The 16952-nt window shown below is 71.5% G+C and carries 21 protein-coding genes and 1 pseudogene; 12 read left to right on the top strand and 10 right to left on the bottom strand.

The genetic code is table 11. The annotated features are described in order from the left end of the window. Positions 1-193 precede the first annotated feature (193 nt). The 7 genes from ACT53R_RS02675 to ACT53R_RS02645 form a co-directional block, all read right to left on the bottom strand. Positions 194-1600, bottom strand: a complete 1407-nt coding sequence (locus ACT53R_RS02675) for a PepSY-associated TM helix domain-containing protein (protein ID WP_476170280.1) — start codon at positions 1598-1600, stop codon at positions 194-196. Then, on the bottom strand, positions 1590-3710 hold the full coding sequence (locus tag ACT53R_RS02670; RefSeq protein WP_476170279.1) for a TonB-dependent receptor: 2121 nt from the start codon (positions 3708-3710) through the stop codon (positions 1590-1592). The genes ACT53R_RS02675 and ACT53R_RS02670 overlap by 11 nt, the downstream gene beginning before the upstream one ends. Positions 3711-3811: 101 nt before the next feature. Then, positions 3812-4294: a copper chaperone PCu(A)C gene (locus ACT53R_RS02665; protein ID WP_476170278.1), complete on the bottom strand. Its 483-nt coding sequence runs from the start codon at positions 4292-4294 to the stop codon at positions 3812-3814. Further along, a complete protein-coding gene (locus ACT53R_RS02660) occupies positions 4291-4425 on the bottom strand; it encodes a hypothetical protein (RefSeq protein WP_476170277.1) in 135 nt (44 codons plus the stop codon). The genes ACT53R_RS02665 and ACT53R_RS02660 overlap by 4 nt, the downstream gene beginning before the upstream one ends. Positions 4426-4566: 141 nt before the next feature. Next, on the bottom strand, positions 4567-4995 hold the full coding sequence (locus ACT53R_RS02655) for a DUF2946 family protein (RefSeq protein WP_476170276.1): 429 nt from the start codon (positions 4993-4995) through the stop codon (positions 4567-4569). Between the two features lie 202 nt (positions 4996-5197). After that, a complete protein-coding gene (locus tag ACT53R_RS02650; protein WP_476170275.1) occupies positions 5198-5809 on the bottom strand; it encodes a hypothetical protein in 612 nt (203 codons plus the stop codon). A 65-nt stretch (positions 5810-5874) separates the two neighbouring features. Beyond that, positions 5875-6342, bottom strand: coding sequence for a Spy/CpxP family protein refolding chaperone (locus tag ACT53R_RS02645; protein ID WP_476170274.1), 468 nt, complete (start codon positions 6340-6342; stop codon positions 5875-5877). Positions 6343-6543: 201 nt separating this feature from the next. Here ACT53R_RS02645 and ompR point away from each other — a divergent pair, with 201 nt between their 5' ends. From ompR to ACT53R_RS02585, 12 genes are all read left to right on the top strand, one after another. Continuing rightward, positions 6544-7311, top strand: a complete 768-nt coding sequence (gene ompR, locus ACT53R_RS02640) for an osmolarity response regulator transcription factor OmpR (RefSeq protein ID WP_476170273.1) — start codon at positions 6544-6546, stop codon at positions 7309-7311. Further along, positions 7308-8579 carry an ATP-binding protein gene (locus ACT53R_RS02635; protein WP_476170272.1) on the top strand — a complete coding sequence of 424 codons (1272 nt, stop codon included), beginning with the start codon at positions 7308-7310 and terminating at the stop codon, positions 8577-8579. The genes ompR and ACT53R_RS02635 overlap by 4 nt, the downstream gene beginning before the upstream one ends. Positions 8580-8734: 155 nt before the next feature. Then, positions 8735-9115, top strand: coding sequence for a diacylglycerol kinase (locus ACT53R_RS02630; protein WP_476170271.1), 381 nt, complete (start codon positions 8735-8737; stop codon positions 9113-9115). 79 nt (positions 9116-9194) lie between these two features. After that, positions 9195-9929 carry a TerC family protein gene (locus ACT53R_RS02625; protein WP_476170270.1) on the top strand — a complete coding sequence of 245 codons (735 nt, stop codon included), beginning with the start codon at positions 9195-9197 and terminating at the stop codon, positions 9927-9929. Further along, positions 9926-10234: a hypothetical protein gene (locus ACT53R_RS02620; protein WP_476170269.1), complete on the top strand. Its 309-nt coding sequence runs from the start codon at positions 9926-9928 to the stop codon at positions 10232-10234. The genes ACT53R_RS02625 and ACT53R_RS02620 overlap by 4 nt, the downstream gene beginning before the upstream one ends. 74 nt (positions 10235-10308) lie before the next feature. Beyond that, a complete protein-coding gene (locus ACT53R_RS02615) occupies positions 10309-10911 on the top strand; it encodes a LemA family protein (protein WP_476170268.1) in 603 nt (200 codons plus the stop codon). 28 nt (positions 10912-10939) lie between these two features. Beyond that, positions 10940-11821 carry a TPM domain-containing protein gene (locus tag ACT53R_RS02610; protein WP_476170267.1) on the top strand — a complete coding sequence of 294 codons (882 nt, stop codon included), beginning with the start codon at positions 10940-10942 and terminating at the stop codon, positions 11819-11821. Between the two features lie 8 nt (positions 11822-11829). After that, positions 11830-12318, top strand: coding sequence for a TPM domain-containing protein (locus tag ACT53R_RS02605; protein WP_476170266.1), 489 nt, complete (start codon positions 11830-11832; stop codon positions 12316-12318). Positions 12319-12388: 70 nt separating this feature from the next. Further along, the gene (gene lgt, locus ACT53R_RS02600) at positions 12389-13309 is read left to right on the top strand and encodes a prolipoprotein diacylglyceryl transferase (RefSeq protein WP_476170265.1); all 921 of its coding nucleotides are present in this window, start codon (positions 12389-12391) and stop codon (positions 13307-13309) included. Next, positions 13306-14100 (top strand): thymidylate synthase, encoded by a 795-nt coding sequence (locus ACT53R_RS02595; protein ID WP_476170264.1) that lies wholly within the window; start codon positions 13306-13308, stop codon positions 14098-14100. The genes lgt and ACT53R_RS02595 overlap by 4 nt, the downstream gene beginning before the upstream one ends. Then, positions 14097-14600: a dihydrofolate reductase gene (locus ACT53R_RS02590; protein WP_476170263.1), complete on the top strand. Its 504-nt coding sequence runs from the start codon at positions 14097-14099 to the stop codon at positions 14598-14600. The genes ACT53R_RS02595 and ACT53R_RS02590 overlap by 4 nt, the downstream gene beginning before the upstream one ends. Next, entirely contained in the window at positions 14591-15094 is a 504-nt protein-coding gene (locus tag ACT53R_RS02585) for an energy transducer TonB family protein (RefSeq protein ID WP_476170262.1), read from the top strand. The genes ACT53R_RS02590 and ACT53R_RS02585 overlap by 10 nt, the downstream gene beginning before the upstream one ends. Here ACT53R_RS02585 and ACT53R_RS02580 read toward each other — a convergent pair. The 3 genes and pseudogenes from ACT53R_RS02580 to apaG all read right to left on the bottom strand — a co-directional run bounded on the left by ACT53R_RS02580 (position 15024) and on the right by apaG (position 16950). After that, entirely contained in the window at positions 15024-15722 is a 699-nt protein-coding gene (locus ACT53R_RS02580; protein WP_476170261.1) for a DUF1287 domain-containing protein, read from the bottom strand. The two genes, ACT53R_RS02585 and ACT53R_RS02580, sit on opposite strands and share 71 nt — an antisense overlap. 17 nt (positions 15723-15739) lie before the next feature. Continuing rightward, a pseudogene (locus tag ACT53R_RS02575) lies at positions 15740-16567 on the bottom strand (symmetrical bis(5'-nucleosyl)-tetraphosphatase); the annotation flags it as partial. Continuing rightward, positions 16567-16950, bottom strand: a complete 384-nt coding sequence (apaG, locus tag ACT53R_RS02570; protein ID WP_476170260.1) for a Co2+/Mg2+ efflux protein ApaG — start codon at positions 16948-16950, stop codon at positions 16567-16569. The pseudogene ACT53R_RS02575 and the gene apaG, both read right to left, overlap by 1 nt. Positions 16951-16952: the final 2 nt, after the last annotated feature.

Here is a 16952-nt window from a genome sequence, read left to right as displayed (position 1 = left end):
CGTCAACACGCGGGCACGCCGTCGCGCCCGCGGCGTGCGCGGCGTCGGGAAATCGTGGCGGAATGTCGAAGATATGCGATCAATCCTGCGGCGATGTTCAACACCGCAGGGGAGGGCGCGGCCGCGATGCGCCGATCCGCGGCGCGCGCACGATCGGGCCGGGCGGCCTTGCCCGGTCCTTTCGACTCGGACCTCAGCCGGCGGCGGGGCGCCGCGGCCAGCGGTCGACGATTGCGAATGCGATCAGCGCGAGGCCCAGCAGCGGGAACAGCAGGCCGCAGACGAGCATCGTCGCCAGCAGCCAGCGCGGCAGCCGGCCGTCCTTCGCGTCGGGCAGGCCGAGCGTGCCGGGCGCGCGCCGCTTCCACCACAGCACCAGCGCCGCGCACGAGGTCAGTGCGAGGCCGAGGCAGACCAGCAGCGCGATCAGCCGGTTCGGTTCGCCGTATTCGCGGCCGACGTGCACTTCCACGCCCCATTCCACCGCCTTGCCGAGCGGGCTGTAGCGCGACCAGCCGATGTCGTCGATGACGCGGCCGTCGCGCGGGTCGAGGTAGACCGTGTGCTGGCCTTCGGCGCGCGACGGCACCAGGCTGATCGTGTACACGCCGCGCGGGCCATCGGGATAGAACACGCGCAGGTTCGGCCCGACGTCGGCGAGCCCGCGCGCGGCGGCGATGGCCATCACCTGCGACAGCGGAATGCGCACCGGGCCCGCGGCCGCGTCCAGCTGCGGCGCGACGCTGTGCCGGATCGTCCACGGCAGTTTCGCGACGTCCGCGGTTTCGCGTGCGGGCTTGGCGTGATGCGCGGCATGGCCGGCATGCGGCGATGCCGAAGCGTCCTCGTCCAGCTTCGGCGGGTCGCGGAAGTTGGGCGTCGGCATCGTCGCGGCGCTGAGCGTGCCCAGCGACGCGAGGCGTTCGCCCCACAGCCCCGACCACGGCAGGCCCGACAGCACCAGCAGCACCAGTGCCGCAGCCAGCAGCGCCGACGGCACCGCGTGCAGGTCGCGCCAGAAGGCGCGGCCGCGTGCGCGCAGCCGTGGCACGAACACCGCGCGCAGCCGCCAACGTTTCGGCCACCACAGCGCGAGGCCCGACACGGCGAGCACGAGGCCCGCGCTCGCCGCCAGTTCCACCACGCCGTCGCCGACGCGTCCCGCCAGCAGTTCGCCGTGCAGGCGCACGATCACCCGCATCAGCCGTCCGTCCTCGGGCAGCGTGCCGAGCACGCGCGCCGTCCATGGATCGACGAACACGTTCAATCGTCCGGTCTGCGGATCGGCGATCGTCCACGTCGCGACGTGGGTGGCGTCGTGTGGCCACGCCACCGAAGCCAGCGTTGCCTGCGGGTATGCGTTGTGCACTGCCGCTTCCAGCGCATCCGGCGACGCCGGGCGCGGGCCCGGCGTCACGTTCATCAGCGGCCCGTACCAGGCGCGCTCAATCTCCGTGTCGTAGAGATAGAGCGCGCCGGTGATCGCGAGCACCAGCATCACCGGTGCGGCCAGCAGCCCCAGCCACGCATGCCATCGCCAGGTCGCGCGATGGGAGTGCGCGGCGATGCGCGGGTCGTGGCAGTCGCGGTCAGAAGGCATACGTCACGCGCAGGGCGACGTGGCGCGGGTCGCCCGGCAGCACGCTTAAGCTGTTGCCCGAGGCGGTGTAGTAGCGGCGGTCGAACAGGTTGTTCACGGTCAGTCCGAACGACCAGTCGCGCTGCGCGTACTGCACGCCGGCATCCACCAGCGCATAGCCCGACAGGCGCACGTCGCTGCCGTTCACCAGTCGCCGCGACCCGACGCCGTAGACGCCCGCGTCGAACGACCACGGCGTGTCCGTCAGCGTGTAGCGCGTGCGCAGCAGGCCGGTGAGCTTCGGCGTGTCGCCGAGTTCGGCATCCTGGTCGCCGTCGTGGCTGCGCAGCACCTTGCCGTCCATGCGCGACGCACCCCAGGTCAGCGTCCACGCCTCGCCAAAGCGCGACACGCCTTCGACTTCGAGGCCGCGCACGCGCTGCTCGCCGTCCTGCACGCTGAAGTCGGGATCGACCGGGTCGGCGGTGAGCGCGTCGTAGCGGCGCAGGTCGAACAGCGCGACGCTGACGCGGTGGTGGTCGCTGCCGTAGCGCACGCCGGCCTCGACCTGGCGCGAACGCTCGGGATCGAATACGTGGCCATCGGCCGCGCGCGCACCCATCGTGCTTTCGACGTCGAAACCGGTGTTCACGCCGCCGAACAGCGACCAGCGATCCGACAGCCGCACGTTCGTCGCCAGCTGCCACGTCGTCGCCGCGCTGCTCGAATCGTCGCGCACGCCGTCGTTGGTCTGGGTGTAGTCGAGGCGGCTGTGGCGCAGGCCGACGATCACGTCCCACGATGGCGACAGCGAGATCAGGTCCTGCGCGTACACCGCGGTGCCGTCACCGAGGCCGGCGAAGTCGAACGCATGCATGGTCCCCGGCGCGATGGCGGGGTAGGTGTAGATCGGCGCGTAGATGTTCACCGGGCCGACGTTGGTGAGGTTGGACTGCACGAACGTGCTGTCCTCGCGGCTGCCTTCGACGCCCAGCAGCAGTTGGTGGCCGACGCGGCCGGTCTCGACGCGGCCGGCGAGATCGAGCTGCGCGATCTGGTAGTCGTCGTCTTCCTTGCCGTAGCGGCCGTTGCGGTTGAGGGTGACACCGTCGGCCTGCATGCCGCGCACGCGGATCTGGCTGAACTCACTGCGGAAGCCTTGGTACTGGTAGCGCGGGCTCAGCGTCCAGCGGTCGGACACGCGGATGTCGGCCCACAGCTGGATCAGCGGCGAATCCGCGGTGAGCGGACGCAGCGAAGGTTCGCCGAGGAACACGCCGCGGCGCACCGTGCCGTGGCCGTTGCCGACCACCGTGCCGGTCACCGGCAGGCCCGGATAGCCCAGCGTCTCGCGCGAGATGTATTCCGACAGCCAGTGCACCGTCACCGCGTCGGAGACGTTCCAGCGCGCGGCGAGCGCGACGTTGTCGCGATCGAGATCCTGGCCGTCGACGAACGTGCCCGAGCGCTCGATCTCGCCGCCGAGGCGCGCCGAGAAACGGCCGTCGGCCGCGAGCGGGCCGGTCAGGTCGAAGGTGCCGACGCGCTCGTCGTCCTGGCCGATGCGCAGCGACGCGCTGCCGCCGAAGGTCGTCTCCGGGCGTTTGGTGATGATGCTGAGGATGCCGCCGATCGCGGACTGGCCGTAGAGCACCGACGACGGGCCCTTCAGCACTTCCACGCGCTCGACGTTCGACAGCGCCGAGGCGTCGATGTCCTCGTAGTAGCGCTGGCGCATGCCGTTGCGCATCTGGTCGGCGAGGAAGCCGCGCACCTTCAGGCTGAAGCTCTGGTAGCGGGCGACGCGCGAGTTGCCGGGATTGGCGCTGGGCACGTCGCGCAGCAGGTCGCCGACGCTGCGCACGCCTTCGGTGCGGATCGCGTCGGCGGAAATCACCTGCACGCTCTGCGGCATCTTCGACAGCGGGATGCCGGATTTCGCGCCGAACGCCTCGTCGGTCTTGGTGCCGGTGACGACGACGGTGTCGAGGTCTTCGGGCGAGGCGGAGGCGGCCTCGTCGGCGGCGAACGCGGGTGCGGCCAGCAGCGCGGCGATCAGTGCGGGCAGCGCGGCCACGCGCAGGCCGCGACGTGCGGCGGACGAGGAGACGAAGAGGGGCGGGGTCTGCATGGGAATGTCGATCTCGGAAAAGGAAGGACGCACGGCATTGCACGGCGCCCGTGGGGCGCCGTGGCGGTGTCTCGAATGAAGCGATCAGGTAAGGCGGCGGATCAGTGCTGCGTGGCGCCGGCGCCCATCGCGCGGACGTCGAAGCGCACGGTGCGTTCGCCGCCGTGCTCGAAGCGCAGCGTCGCGGTGACGGTCTGCCCGGCCACGAACGGATGCTTCGGCCCGATGAACATCAGGTGGTAGCCGCCGGGCGCGAGCGCCAGCGCGCCGCCGACAGCGATCGACAGGCCGTCGTCGATGCGGCGCATGCGCATCACGCCGCCATCCATGCGCATCTCGTGGAGTTCCACTTTGTCGGCATCGGGGCTGGTGGCCGACACCAGACGATCATCGGCCTTGCCGGTGTTGCGCACGACGAGGAAACCGCCGGCGACCGGCGCGCCCGGCGGCGTGGCGCGCGCCCACGGGCTTTCGATGGTCAGGGTGTCGGGCTTCGGCGCGGGTTTCGGCTTCGCGGCGAGCGCGGAGGTTGTGAGCAGGGCGCTGCAGACAGCGGCGAGCGAAAGGCGTGCGATGGCGTTCATGGGGTGATCTCGATGTCGTCGAGCAGGGTGTGGGTGCGGACGCGGCGGCCGTCGCGCTCGGAGAATGCCGAGAGCAGGAACACGGTCCAGGCGAGCAGCCATAGCAGGCTGATCAGGAAGAAGGCTTCCATGGGCGATCCTGGGGAAGGTCGCGCTCCCGACGCGCGCGGCGACGGACCGTCGCGACGCGCATCGCGGGCGACCGGAGGGAACGGGAGCGGCACCCCGGCGGCGGAGGCCGGCGAGGGTGGACCAGGCGGATCAGGCGGGGATCAGGCGCGGAGCGGCGGTCCGCGCGCGCCGGGCGCGCCGGGCAGGCGTTCGCGCGGGAACGCGACGGTGACGATCGCGGGCGGCGCGATCGGACGCGGGGCCGGCAACGCGACCGCGAGTGCGGGCACCGCCGGTACCAGTCCGCCGAGCAGCGGACAGTAGGCGCAGTCGTCGTCGTGCGGCGACGGCGCGGAAGGCGCGGGGCGATCGGGTTGCAGCGCCGACTGGAGCTGCGCGGCCAGCTTCGCGGCCGGCGAGGCGGCACCGAGGCCGCTGGGCGAACACAGCGCGGCGACGCCGACGGCGTCGACCACGTCCCCGCCGCGCAGCGCGGATGCGATGCGCCCGGCGGACGGCAGCAGCGACAGCGCCAGCATCGCCAGCAGGGCGAGGTGGGCGAACGGGCGCTGGAGGCGGGACCGGGACATCGCCGCGGAGTATAGCGGCCCGCCCGGCGCGGACGTTGCGGTGGATCAAGGCGGCGGGGGCGGGGCGCATCGGGGCTCGTCACCCGCGGACTCGTTGCACGGGATCACGGCCAGGTGACGGACACCGGCCCGTCGATACGCGCGAAAAAAAGCGACGGCGGACGCAGGGCGCCCGCCGCCGATGCCGCTCATCGATGCCGGATCACGGACGGCATTCGATGACGTTGCCGCTGGCGTCGTGGCAGGTCGCGGTGCGGCTGTAGCCGTCGTCCTTGTTGCCGGTGACGGTGGCGTCGTAACTGTTGCCGTTGCGGCCGGTGGCGTCGACGCTGCGGTCGAGCTGGCCGTCGACGAGTTTCGTGTCGGCGTCGTACTGGCCGCCCTGCGCGCCGGTGGCGTGCGTGGTGCGGCCGCCGTCGACGCTGCCGTCGGCGCTGCGGGTGAAGCCGCCCTGCGTGCTGCCGCTGCCGTTCTGGCCGTTCCACTGCGCACCGGACTGGTGCTGCGCGCTGCCGTCGGCGTTCCAGGTGGTGCTGCCGGCGCGACCGGCGGTGCCACCGTTCGGACCGCGCACCGCCGTGCCGCTGGCGGCCTGACCGTTGCCCTGGCCGTCGGTCTTCACGCCGCGGGCGCGGGCGATGCCGCCGCCGTTCGGGCCGCGGGCGCCGGAGGCGCGGCCGGCGGTGATGCCGCCTTCGGCGTTCTGCACGGCGCCGCGGGCCTTCACCCGGCCGGCGGCGTCGGCGTCGTGGGGCGCCAGCGCGAAGGCGGCGGCGAGGGTGCACAGGGCGATCAGAGTCTTGTTCGGGGTCATGGCGGCGGTTTCCGGAAGAAGGGACGGAGGAGGCGGGGACGTGGAGGGGGCGTGTCGGATGCGGATCAGGACTGCGCGGCGAACATCGACACCAGGCGTTCGCGCAGCTGGGCGAAGCGGTCGAGGCGTTCGGCCATCGCCTTGCGCACGCGGGCCTGCTCGTCGGGCGTCAGCGATTCGTAGAGATCGAGCTGGCGTTCGCGCAGCGCGCGGGCTTCGGCGAGGTGGGCGTCGAACTTGCGCTGCGCATCGTTCGAGAACGCGCGCAAGTCGGGCGCCGGCTGGTCGAGCAGCGTGCGGAATTCTGTGACGCCGCTGCGCAGGTCTTCGCGACCGACCTGGCGCATCGCCGCGGCCTCGCTGCGCAGCGCGTCCCACTGCTTCGCGTGCGCCGGCGTCAGCTTCAGCTGCGCCGCCGACGGCGGCAGGAAGGCATCGCCGCGGTTGGCGAGGCGCGGGGCGGAGAAGGCGGTGGTCGCGGCCAGCGAGGCGGTCAGCGCGGCGGCGAGGTAGAGCATGTGGCGGGTCTTCATCGGGGGTCTCCGGGAGGAGCGGGGGTGTGGCGACAGATTGCCGCCCGGCGCCGCGCGAGGCGTGTCGCGATTGCCCGCGAATGCGAGCGAAGGTGTCCGCGGTGCTGCCCGGACACATTCGTTTACAAGTCAGGCGCGCCGGGCCGCCGGCGCAGCGCCGTCGCGGCTTGTCCGGCGCCCGCCGGCGGCGACAATGGCCGCATGAACGCTTCCGCCGATTCGCCCCGCGATCCCGATGCCGACGCTCCGTCTTCCGCCGCACCCGCGCCGCGCGTGCTGGTGGTCGACGACGACCTGCGCATGCGCGACCTGCTGCTGCGCTACCTCGCCCAGCAGGGCTTCGAGACGCTCGCCGCCGGCGACGGCCGCGAACTCGATCGCCAGTTGTCGCGGCACCACGTCGACCTGATCGTGCTCGACCTGATGCTGCCCGGCGAGGACGGGCTGTCGATCTGCCGCCGCCTGCGCGGGCAGGGCGTGGAGACGCCGGTGGTGATGCTCACCGCGAAGGGCGACGAGATCGACCGCATCGTCGGGCTGGAGATCGGCGCCGACGACTACATGCCCAAGCCGGGCAATCCGCGCGAACTGGTCGCGCGCATCCGCGCGGTGCTGCGTCGCGGGCGCACGCCGCCGGGTGCGCCGCGCGAGGCCGGCGGCCGCGTGACGTTCGGCAGCTGCGTGCTGGATCTCGGCGCGCGCACGCTGCATCGCGACGGGCAGGAACAGCGCATGACCACCGGCGAATTCGCGGTGCTCGCCGCGCTGGTGCAGCGGCCGCGGCAGGCGCTGACCCGCGACCAGCTGATGAGCGCCGCGCGCGGCCGCGAGCACGACGCGTTCGACCGCAGCATGGACGTGATGGTCAGCCGCCTGCGCAAGCTGATCGAGGATGACCCGAAGCATCCGCGCTGGCTGCAGACGGTGTGGGGCACCGGCTACGTCTTCGTGCCCGAGGACGCGGCGTGAGGCCGCAGACGCTGCAGGCGCGGCTGGTGCTGCTGCTGGCGGCGGTGGTGGCCGCGGCGCTGCTCGCGGCGACCGCGGCGTTCGGCCTGTCGACGCGCCAGCCCGGCGGTGAACGCCTGGTGCGCACGCTGCACGCGCAGGTGCTCGCCGCCGACGCGCTGCTGGCGGAACGCGAGGCGGTCGCGTCGCGCGACGGCCTGCGCGCGCTGGCGATCGACTGGCGCGCGACGCCGCCGGCCGACGAAGGCGCGGGCCTGCCGTTCCTGCAGCGCACCGGCGCGCGGGTCGCCGCGCGGCTCCCGGGCCGTGCGATGCGCTGGGCCGGCTCGCCGGCACGACTGTGGGTGCAGGCGCGGGCGCCGGCGCAGGGCTGGATCGGCATTCCCGTGGTCGGCGCGCGCGAACCGCTGCGGCGCGGACTGCTGCTGTCGCTGCTGGCGATCGGTGCGCTGGTGCTGGCCGCGTCGGCGTGGTTCGCACGCGGGCTGGCGCGGCCTCTGCAACGCCTGGCCGCGGCCGCGCCGGGGATCGTCGCCGGCGAACCGCCGCCGCCGGTGCCGCGCGGCGCCAGCGTCGAGATCGCCGGACTGCGCGACGCGCTGGCCGATGCCGCCGAGCGTACCCGCGCCGCCGCGCGCGATCGCGAGCTGATGCTCGCCGGCATCTCGCACGACATGCGCACGCCGCTGGCGCGGCTGCGCTACGCGCTGGCGCTGGTGCCCGAGATCGGCGACGACGACCGCACCGGCATGGAGCGCGACATCGACGAACTGGACGGCATCGTCGGCCAGTTCATCGACTTCGTCCGCGACGGCCGCGACGAGCCGGTGGTCCCGGTCGATCTCGTCGCCCAGTTGCAGGCGCTGGCCGCCGACGAGGCCCGCCACGGCCGCGACTGGACCCTGCACCTGCCGGCGGTCGCGACGCTGCCGGCCCGGCCGCTGGCGCTGCGGCGGGCGCTGGTCAACCTGTTCGACAACGCCGCCCGCCACGGCGCGGCACCGTTCGAGGCCGCGCTGGACGCCGTGGACGGCGGCTGGCGGATCCACGTGTCCGACCGTGGCCCGGGCGTCCCCGACGCCGCACTGGCCGATCTCGGCCGGCCGTTCCACCGGGTCGACGCGGCCCGCGGCACGCCCGGCAGCGGGCTGGGCCTGGCGAGCGTGGCCCGGGTGGCCGCGGTGCACGGCGGCCGGCTGGCGCTGCACAACCGCGACGGCGGCGGGCTGACGGTGGAACTGGTGCTCGCCGCCGGGCGACCTGCCTGAGCGTGCGCCTGAATGGGCCCGTGGCCGGCCCGCCGGACGCGTTGTGGCAGAATGCCGGGCCGCCTCCGCCGAATCGCGCCCGATGCCGCTGCCTCCGTCCCGCGCTTCCGCCATGCCCCGTCCCGCTTCCCCGCACCGCCGGCGGGCCCGCTGACATGGCCGACCAGACCGGACACCTGCCGCGCACGCCGGCCCGCATCTTCAAGGCCGCGAAATGGTCGTGGCAGGGCCTGCGCGCCGCCTGGCTGCACGAGTCCTCGTTCCGGCTCGAGGTCTACCTGCTGGTGGTGCTCTCGCCGCTGGCCTGGTGGCTGGGCGGCACCGCGATCGAACGCGCGCTGATGATCGGCAGTTGTCTGCTGGTGCTCAGCGCCGAGCTCTTGAACTCCGCGGTGGAAGCGGTGATCGAACGCTACGGTCCCGAATTCCACGAACTGGCCGGTCGCGCCAAGGACATGGGGTCGGCCGCGGTGTTCGTGCTGATGATGAACGTCCTGCTGGTGTGGGGCCTGATCCTGGGCGAACGCTACCTCTGAGCCGTCCGCCGCAGCGCCCGCCGTTTCGCGGGCCCTTCCGCCCCGTGTTTCCCCCATTGCGTCGAGATTGCCTCCCAACATGATGTCCCTGCTTGCCGATCCGCAGACGTGGATCACCCTGTTCACCCTCAGCGCGATCGAGATCGTGCTGGGCATCGACAACCTGGTGTTCATCTCCATCGCCGTCAGCCGCCTGCCGCACGACCGGCGCGAGCGCGCGCGGAAGTTCGGCATCGCCGTCGCCTGCATCACCCGCATCGCGCTGCTGCTGACGCTGGCCTACCTGGCGGGCATGACCCGCGACCTGTTCACCGTGTTCGGTCAGGGCGTGTCGGTGCGCGACCTGGTGCTGATCCTCGGTGGCGTGTTCCTGGTGGTGAAGGGCACGGGCGAGATCCGCGACCTCGTCGAGGGCGAGGGCGAGGCCGAGGACATCGACACCAAACCGAAGGCCGTGTTCTGGGCGGTGATCGCGCAGATCGCGGTGATCGACATCGTGTTCTCGCTGGACTCGGTGATCGCCGCGGTCGGCATGGCCAACCAGAAACCGGTGATGGTGGGCGCGATCCTGCTGTCGGTGGCGGTGATGCTGTGGGCCGCCACGCCGATCGGCCGCTTCATCGAGCGCAATCCGACGGTGAAGATGCTGGCGCTGGCGTTCATCGTCCTGGTCGGCGCGTTCCTGGTCGGTGAAGGCTTCGGTGCCCACGTGCCGAAGGGCTACGTCTACTTCGCGATGGCCTTCTCGGCGGTGGTCGAAAGCCTGAACCTGTGGGTCAGGAAGAAGGCCGCCGAGCGGGTGCCGGCGGAATGAGCCGCCTGCGGCCCGTGTCCGTCGCGTTCGCGGCCGCAGGGCTGGTCGTCGCGCTGGCGTGCTGCGGTCCGACGCCCCCGCCTGCATCGGCCCCGGCGCCCGCCGCGTCCACGCCGCCTCCGTCCACGCTGCCGCCTGGCCCACCGATGCGGCCGTTCGTGCCGCCGGCCGATGCCGGCGAGCAGCCGGTGCTGCCGGTGACGCCGCCCGGCGGCCTGCCGGTGCCGCAGCCGCCGGCGCCCGGCACGCCGCCACCGCCGCAGCCCGTGCCCGTGTCGCCGTCGGGCAACGCGCCCGGTCGCTGAAAAAAGCGCCACGCGCGTTGCGCCGGCGGGGGTGGGGTGCTGCAATGGCGCCTTCGACCTGCCGGAGCTCCCCCATGCGCATCTTGCGATTCCTCCTTGCCGCGCTGCTGATCGCCAGTCTGTCCGGCTGCGGCTACAACGAGATCCAGCGCCAGGACGAAGCGGTGAAGGCGTCGTGGTCGCAGGTGCTGAACGTCTACAAGCGCCGCGCCGACCTCATCCCCAACCTCGTGGCGACGGTGAAGGGCTATGCGCAGCAGGAGCAGACCGTGCTGCTGGGCGTGACCGAGGCCCGCGCCAAGGTCGGCCAGATCCAGGTGAACCCCGACGACGAGGCCTCGCTGAAGCAGTTCCAGCAGGCGCAGGGCGAACTGTCCGGCGCGCTCAGCCGGCTGCTGGTGGTCAGCGAGAACTATCCGCAGCTGAAGTCGGACCAGGTGTTCCTCGGCCTGCAGACGCAGCTGGAAGGCACCGAGAACCGCATCACCGTCGAGCGCCAGCGCTACATCGAGGCGGTGCAGACCTACAACACCACGATCCGCGAGTTCCCGGTGAACCTCACCGCGAAGATGTTCGGCTACGCGCCGAAGCCGAACTTCACGGTCGAGGACGAGCAGAAGATCCAGGACGCGCCGAACGTCGATTTCGGCGACACCACGAAGCCGGCGGGCGGCTGAGGTCGACGCTGTCGTCTCCGCGATGAACGTGTCCGCGCGCTTGCTGCGCCGCATCGCCGCACCGCTGCTGGCGGCGCTGCTGTGCCTGCCGGGCGTGGCGGCATGGGCCGATACGCTGGCGCCGATCCCCGCGCTCGACGCGCCGGTGGTCGACACCACCGGCACGCTGTCCGCGGCCGACGTCTCGCGGTTGCAGGCACAGGCGCTGGATCTCCAGCGGCGCAAGGGCAGCCAGTTGCAGATCCTGATCGTGCCGACCACCGCGCCGGAGAGCATCGAGCAATACGCGCAGCGCGTGTTCGACCAATGGAAGCTCGGCCGCAAGGGCGTCGACGACGGCGTGCTGCTGCTGGTCGCGAAGGATGACCACCAGGCGCGCATCCAGACCGGTTACGGGCTGGAGGGCGCGATCCCCGACATCATTGCCGGGCGGGTGATCCAGGAATACCTCGTGCCGAAGTTCCGCGCCGGCGATTTCGCCGGCGGCCTCGACGACGCCACCGCGCAGCTGGTGCGGCTGATCGACGGCGAAGCGTTGCCGGCGCCGATGGCACCGTCGGCGCAGGGCGGCAAGGGCGGCGACAGCCTCTTCCTGCTGGTCTTCCTGCTGTTCTTCTTCCGCGGCCTGTTCGGCTGGTTGCCGACGCCGGTGCGCATGGCGCTCTTCGCCGGTGGCGCGGGCCTGATCGCGTGGGTGATCACCCATGCGGTGCCATGGACGGGGCTCGCCGCGCTGGTCGGGCTGGTGATCGGCGCCCTCGGTGCGTCGACCGGCCGCTACGCTCGCGATTCGGGCTGGGGCGGTTGGGGCGGCGGATCGTCCGGTGGCGGCTGGTCGGGCGGTGGCGGCGGCGGCTGGTCCGGTGGCGGCGGCAGCAGCGGGGGCGGTGGCGCCTCCGGCAGCTGGTAGGGGGACGCATGCGACTCTTCCGCCATCTCTTCGCCCGCTCCGCGCATCGCCTGTTCCCGCAGGCGAGCCTCGAACGCATCGCCCAGGCCATCGCCGCCAACGAACTGCGCCATCGCGGCGAGCTGTGCTTCGCGGTCGACGCGGCGCTGCCGTGGGCCGCGCTGCGCGCCGGCACCACCGCGCGCGACCGCGCCGAACGCGTGTTCGGCGAGCTGCGCGTGTGGGACACCGAGGAAAACAACGGCGTGCTGATCCACCTGCTGCTGGCCGACCGGCGGATCGAGATCGTTGCCGATCGCGGCCTGTCGATGGTCAGCGCCGAGCAGTGGCGGGGCGTGTGCCTCGCCATGGAAGAGCGCCTGGCCGCGGGCGAGCCCGAAGCGGCGGTGCTGCGCGGCGTGGCCGCCGCCGGCGACCTGCTGGCCGCGCATTTCCCGCGGATCGAGGGCGTGGCCGACCGCAACGAACTGCCCGACCTGCCGCGCATCCTCGATTGAGGCGCGCCGCCGGGCCCGCCGCAGGGCCCGCTCCGGCACAATACGCGGACCTCCGCCGCATGCCCCGCCGATGACGTTCCTGCACGATCTCGACCCGATCATGGTCCAGTTCCCGGCGTTCACGCTGTTCGGGAACGACTTCCATCCCGCGGTGCACTGGTACGGCGTGATGTACCTGCTGGGCTTCACCGCCGCGTGGCTCCTCGGCCGCAGCCGCGTGCGCGCGGGGCGTCTGCCGGGCGTGGACGAACAGGCCTATGGCGATCTGCTGTTCTACAGCATGCTCGGCGTGATCTTCGGCGCGCGCATCGGCTACATCCTCGTCTACGACCTGTCGAGCTACATCGCGAACCCGCTGCAGGTGTTCAAGCTGTGGGAAGGCGGCATGAGCTTCCACGGCGGCCTCGTCGGCGTGCTGGTCGCCTCGCTGTGGTGGGCGCGCAAGCACCGCATGCACTATTTCGACGTGGTGGATTTCGTCGCGCCGCTGGTGCCGCCGGGGCTGGGCTTCGGCCGCCTCGGCAACTTCATCAACGGCGAACTCTGGGGCAAGTACACGCACGGCGGCTGGGGCGTGATCTTCCCGCGCGCCGAGCCCGAGTTGCAGGCGTACGATGCCGCCACGCTGCAATCGATGCACGCCAGCGGCGCGTTCGATGCGCTGGCGCGGCACCCCTCGCAGCTGTACCAGTGCTCGCTGGAAGGGCTGACGCTGTTCTGCGTGCTGTGGTGGTTTTCGCGCAAGCCGCGCCCGCGCTACGCGGTCGCCGGGCTGTTCGCGCTGCTGTACGGCTGCTTCCGCTTCCTCGTCGAATTCGTGCGCCTGCCCGATCCGCAGATCGGCTATCTCGCCTTCGGCTGGCTGACGATGGGCCAGGTGCTGAGCCTGCCGCTGGTGCTGCTGGGCCTCGTGCTGCTGTGGCGCGCGCGCAGCGCGCCGACGCTGCAACCGCAGCCGATGTCCACCGTTTCGACGGAGGCCGCCGCATGAAGGCCTACCTCGACCTGCTGCGCGACGTGATCGAACACGGCAGCGACAAGGCCGACCGCACCGGCACCGGCACGCGCAGCGTGTTCGGCCGGCAGATGCGCTTCGACCTGCGCGACGGCTTCCCGCTGGTGACGACGAAGAAGCTGCACCTGCGCTCGATCATCCACGAGCTGCTGTGGTTCCTGAAGGGCGAGACCAACATCGCCTACCTCAAGGCCAACAAGGTCGGCATCTGGGACGAATGGGCCGACGCCGACGGCGAACTCGGCCCGGTCTACGGCAAGCAGTGGCGGCGCTGGGCCGGCACCGACGGCCGCGAGATCGACCAGATCTGCTGGGTCGTCGACGAGATCAAGCGCAATCCCGATTCGCGCCGGTTGATCGTCAGTGCGTGGAACGTGGCCGACCTGCCGGACATGGCGCTGATGCCTTGCCACACGATGTTCCAGTTCTACGTCACCGACGGACGCCTCAGCTGCCAGCTCTACCAGCGCAGCGGCGACCTGTTCCTCGGCGTGCCGTTCAACATCGCCAGCTACGCGCTGCTCACGCACATGATCGCGCAGGTGTGCGACCTCGGCGTCGGCGACTTCGTCCACACGCTGGGCGACGCGCACATCTATGCGAACCATTTCGACCAGGTGCACGAGCAACTGTCGCGCGACACCCGGCCGCTGCCGACGCTGCGCCTGAATCCCGACGTGAAGGACATCTTCGGTTTCACGTACGACGACATCGCCATCGACGGTTACGACCCGCACCCGGCGATCAAGGCGCCGGTGGCGGTGTGAGCGTCGCGTTCGTTCTCATCGCCGCGCTCGACCGCCGCAATGGCATCGGTCGCGATAACACACTGCCCTGGCATCTGCCGGATGACCTCAAGCGCTTCAAGGCGCTCACGCTCGGCAAGCCGGTGCTGATGGGCCGAAAGACCGCGGAATCGCTGGGACGTGCGCTGCCGAAGCGGCGCAACCTCGTGCTCACGCGCGGTGGACGCGTACCGTTCGACGGGATGGAAGCCGTGGCGTCGCTCGACGAGGCGATCGCGCATGCCGCGCGCGATGGCGCTTCCGAACTGTGCGTCATCGGCGGCGGCGAGGTGTACGCGATGACGCTGCCGCGGGCGACGCGGCTGCACCTGACCCATGTCGACACGGCCGTCGAGGGTTGCGATGCGTTTTTTCCCGACGTCGATCCCGCGCAATGGCATGTGGTCGCACACGAGCCGCATCCGGCGGACGAACGCCATGCGTTCGCGTTTGCCTTCATCGAGTACCTCCGATGCCGTTGATCGCGTTCCTGCGCAACGGGCTGATCATCGCGTGCCTGCTCTCGCCGGTCGCGTCGGGCCAGGTTCTCTCGCCGGAGCGAGAGGATCCGGCCGGAATGCCGGCGCCTCCGCCCTCGCCGATGTCGCCGCCCGGGACGCCGTCGCCGCCCCGATTGCCTCGCGATCCCGAGGATCTGCGCAGCGAGATCTTTGCCATGCCCCTCAAGCATGCCCTCTTCGCGGCCTACGATGCGCTGCCGGAGCGGTCGCGCCCGCAGCGCATCGTCCTCCGAGTGCGTTACGGCGCGGACGGTGTCCTGAGCGATGTGCGGATCGAACGTGGCTCGGGCAACGACGGGCTTGATGCGGCGGCGTTGGCCTGGGGGCGCCGGGTGCGGCTGATTCCCGGTGCTGAACCCGGCGAGGGCAGGCTCCCGATCGATTTCACCGTCCGGCCGCCACCGCTGCCGCCACGCCCACGTCCTGCGGCAGATCCGGCCGGTAGTGCCCGGTGATCGGATACGCGAACAGGATGTCGTCCTCGCGGGTGCCGTGGCCGATGTTGTGCAGGATCAGCGGCGCGTGCGTGAACGGTGAACGCCGGTCGCCGACGATGCCGATGTGGTCGAGGTTCCCGGGCAGCGTCCACGTGACGATGTCGCCCGGGCGGTAGTCGTCCTCGCGATCGGTCGCCGGCACGGACCAGCCCTGGCGATCGAACCACGTTTGCAGGTTCGGCACGCGGCGATGGTCGATGTTCCTGTCCGGCGTGCGCAGGCCCCACTTCTTCGGATAGGCATCGAAATGCGCCTGCATGTCCTCGTGCACGCGCTGCTGCAGGTCGAGGCCCTGCGTGCGCAGCGCACGGATCACCACGTCGGTGCAGACGCCGCGGTCCTGCGGCACGTCACCGTTCGGGTAGGACAGCACGACGTAGGCCGGGTCGTAGCGCACGGTCACGCCGATCTGCGCGTGCGCCGCGGTGACGAGGGGCGGTGATGCGGGCGGAACCGACGACGCTGTCGCCGATGCGGTGCCCTGCGGCGAGGTTGCGGGCGTCGTGACGGTGCGGTCGTGGCAGCCGGCGACGGCGACGGCGAGCAGCACGATCGTCGACCACGCCGCGACCGTCGCCCGCGGCATCAGTCCTGCTCCGCTCCCGGGTTGGCGACCTCGCGTCCCGGCACCTGCACGAGGCAGAGGTCCTCGCTGTCGAGCCGCAGCGCGGTGAGCTTGCCGCCCCACACCGCACCGGTATCGATGGCGTGCACGCCGTGGCCGATGAACAGGCCCAGCGTCGACCAGTGGCCGCAGACGATCTTCAGATCGCGCTCGGTGCGGCCCGGCACTTCGTACCACGGGTACAGCCCGGCCGCCTGCGTGCCCGGTGCGCCCTTCTCGTTGAAGGCGATGCGGCCGCGCGGCGAGCAGTAGCGCAGGCGGGTGAAGATGTTGATGATCGCGCGCTCGCGCTCCACACCGCGCAGCGCCGGCGACCACGCAGGGTAGTCGCCGTACATGTTGCGCAGCAGCTTGCGGCGGCCGTCACCCTGCAGGCGGCGTTCCACCTCGCGGGCGTGCTTCTCGGCGTGCACCGTGCTCCACTTCGGTGCCAGGCCGGCGTGGAGCATCATCCAGCCCAGCGCGCGGTCGCTGTGCACCAGCGGGCGCTCGCGCAGCCAGCCGATCAGCGCGTCGCGGTCGTCGGCGAAGAGGATGCGTTGCAGGTCGGTGTTGACGCGGCGCTGTTCGTCCGCGGTGCGCTCGGAAATCGCCAGCAGCGACAGGTCGTGGTTGCCCAGCACCACCGTGCTGTGTTCGCGCAGCGAATGCACCAGCCGCAGGGTTTCCAGAGATTCGCCGCCGCGGTTCACCAGGTCGCCGCAGAACCACAGCCGGTCCTGCGCGGGATCGAAGCGGATCTTGTCCAGCAGGCGCTGGGTGGGGCCGTAGCATCCCTGCAGGTCGCCGATCGCCCAGACCGCCATCAGTGCAGCGTCCTGGGGATGCACAGCACGAAGGTCGGGATCGGCGCCTGGAACTCGGTGCCGTCGTCGGCGCGCAGCGTGTACGCGCCCTCCATCGTGCCGTACGGGGTGTTGAAGAACGTGGTCGAGGTGTACTCGAAGCGTTCGCCGGGCCGCAGTCGCGGCTGTTCGCCGACCACGCCTTCGCCCTCGACCTCGCGCAGTGCGCCGACGGCGTCGACCACGCGCCAATGGCGGGCGATCAACTGCGCCGGTCGTGCGCCGGTGTTGCGGATGCCGATCGTGTACGCGAAGTAATAGAGGTCCTCGCCGGGCCTGGATTGCTCGTCGAGATAGCGGGTCGCGACGTCGATCGCGATGGCGAAGTCCGGTGTGTCCTGCATGG

Source organism: Lysobacter sp. DMC104, assembly GCF_056313665.1.
Note: the sequence above shows the minus strand (reverse complement) of the source record. Positions and strands in the feature narration are given on the sequence as shown.

Coding starts and splice junctions, on each gene's coding strand:
- ACT53R_RS02675 (WP_476170280.1), bottom strand. CDS start 1,600: ATGCCTTCTGACCGCGACTGCCACGACCCGCGCATCGCCGCGCACTCC.
- ACT53R_RS02670 (WP_476170279.1), bottom strand. CDS start 3,710: ATGCAGACCCCGCCCCTCTTCGTCTCCTCGTCCGCCGCACGTCGCGGC.
- ACT53R_RS02665 (WP_476170278.1), bottom strand. CDS start 4,294: ATGAACGCCATCGCACGCCTTTCGCTCGCCGCTGTCTGCAGCGCCCTG.
- ACT53R_RS02660 (WP_476170277.1), bottom strand. CDS start 4,425: ATGGAAGCCTTCTTCCTGATCAGCCTGCTATGGCTGCTCGCCTGGACC.
- ACT53R_RS02655 (WP_476170276.1), bottom strand. CDS start 4,995: ATGTCCCGGTCCCGCCTCCAGCGCCCGTTCGCCCACCTCGCCCTGCTG.
- ACT53R_RS02650 (WP_476170275.1), bottom strand. CDS start 5,809: ATGACCCCGAACAAGACTCTGATCGCCCTGTGCACCCTCGCCGCCGCC.
- ACT53R_RS02645 (WP_476170274.1), bottom strand. CDS start 6,342: ATGAAGACCCGCCACATGCTCTACCTCGCCGCCGCGCTGACCGCCTCG.
- ompR (WP_476170273.1), top strand. CDS start 6,544: ATGAACGCTTCCGCCGATTCGCCCCGCGATCCCGATGCCGACGCTCCG.
- ACT53R_RS02630 (WP_476170271.1), top strand. CDS start 8,735: ATGGCCGACCAGACCGGACACCTGCCGCGCACGCCGGCCCGCATCTTC.
- ACT53R_RS02625 (WP_476170270.1), top strand. CDS start 9,195: ATGATGTCCCTGCTTGCCGATCCGCAGACGTGGATCACCCTGTTCACC.
- ACT53R_RS02620 (WP_476170269.1), top strand. CDS start 9,926: ATGAGCCGCCTGCGGCCCGTGTCCGTCGCGTTCGCGGCCGCAGGGCTG.
- ACT53R_RS02615 (WP_476170268.1), top strand. CDS start 10,309: ATGCGCATCTTGCGATTCCTCCTTGCCGCGCTGCTGATCGCCAGTCTG.
- ACT53R_RS02605 (WP_476170266.1), top strand. CDS start 11,830: ATGCGACTCTTCCGCCATCTCTTCGCCCGCTCCGCGCATCGCCTGTTC.
- lgt (WP_476170265.1), top strand. CDS start 12,389: ATGACGTTCCTGCACGATCTCGACCCGATCATGGTCCAGTTCCCGGCG.
- ACT53R_RS02595 (WP_476170264.1), top strand. CDS start 13,306: ATGAAGGCCTACCTCGACCTGCTGCGCGACGTGATCGAACACGGCAGC.
- ACT53R_RS02585 (WP_476170262.1), top strand. CDS start 14,591: ATGCCGTTGATCGCGTTCCTGCGCAACGGGCTGATCATCGCGTGCCTG.
- ACT53R_RS02580 (WP_476170261.1), bottom strand. CDS start 15,722: ATGCCGCGGGCGACGGTCGCGGCGTGGTCGACGATCGTGCTGCTCGCC.
- apaG (WP_476170260.1), bottom strand. CDS start 16,950: ATGCAGGACACACCGGACTTCGCCATCGCGATCGACGTCGCGACCCGC.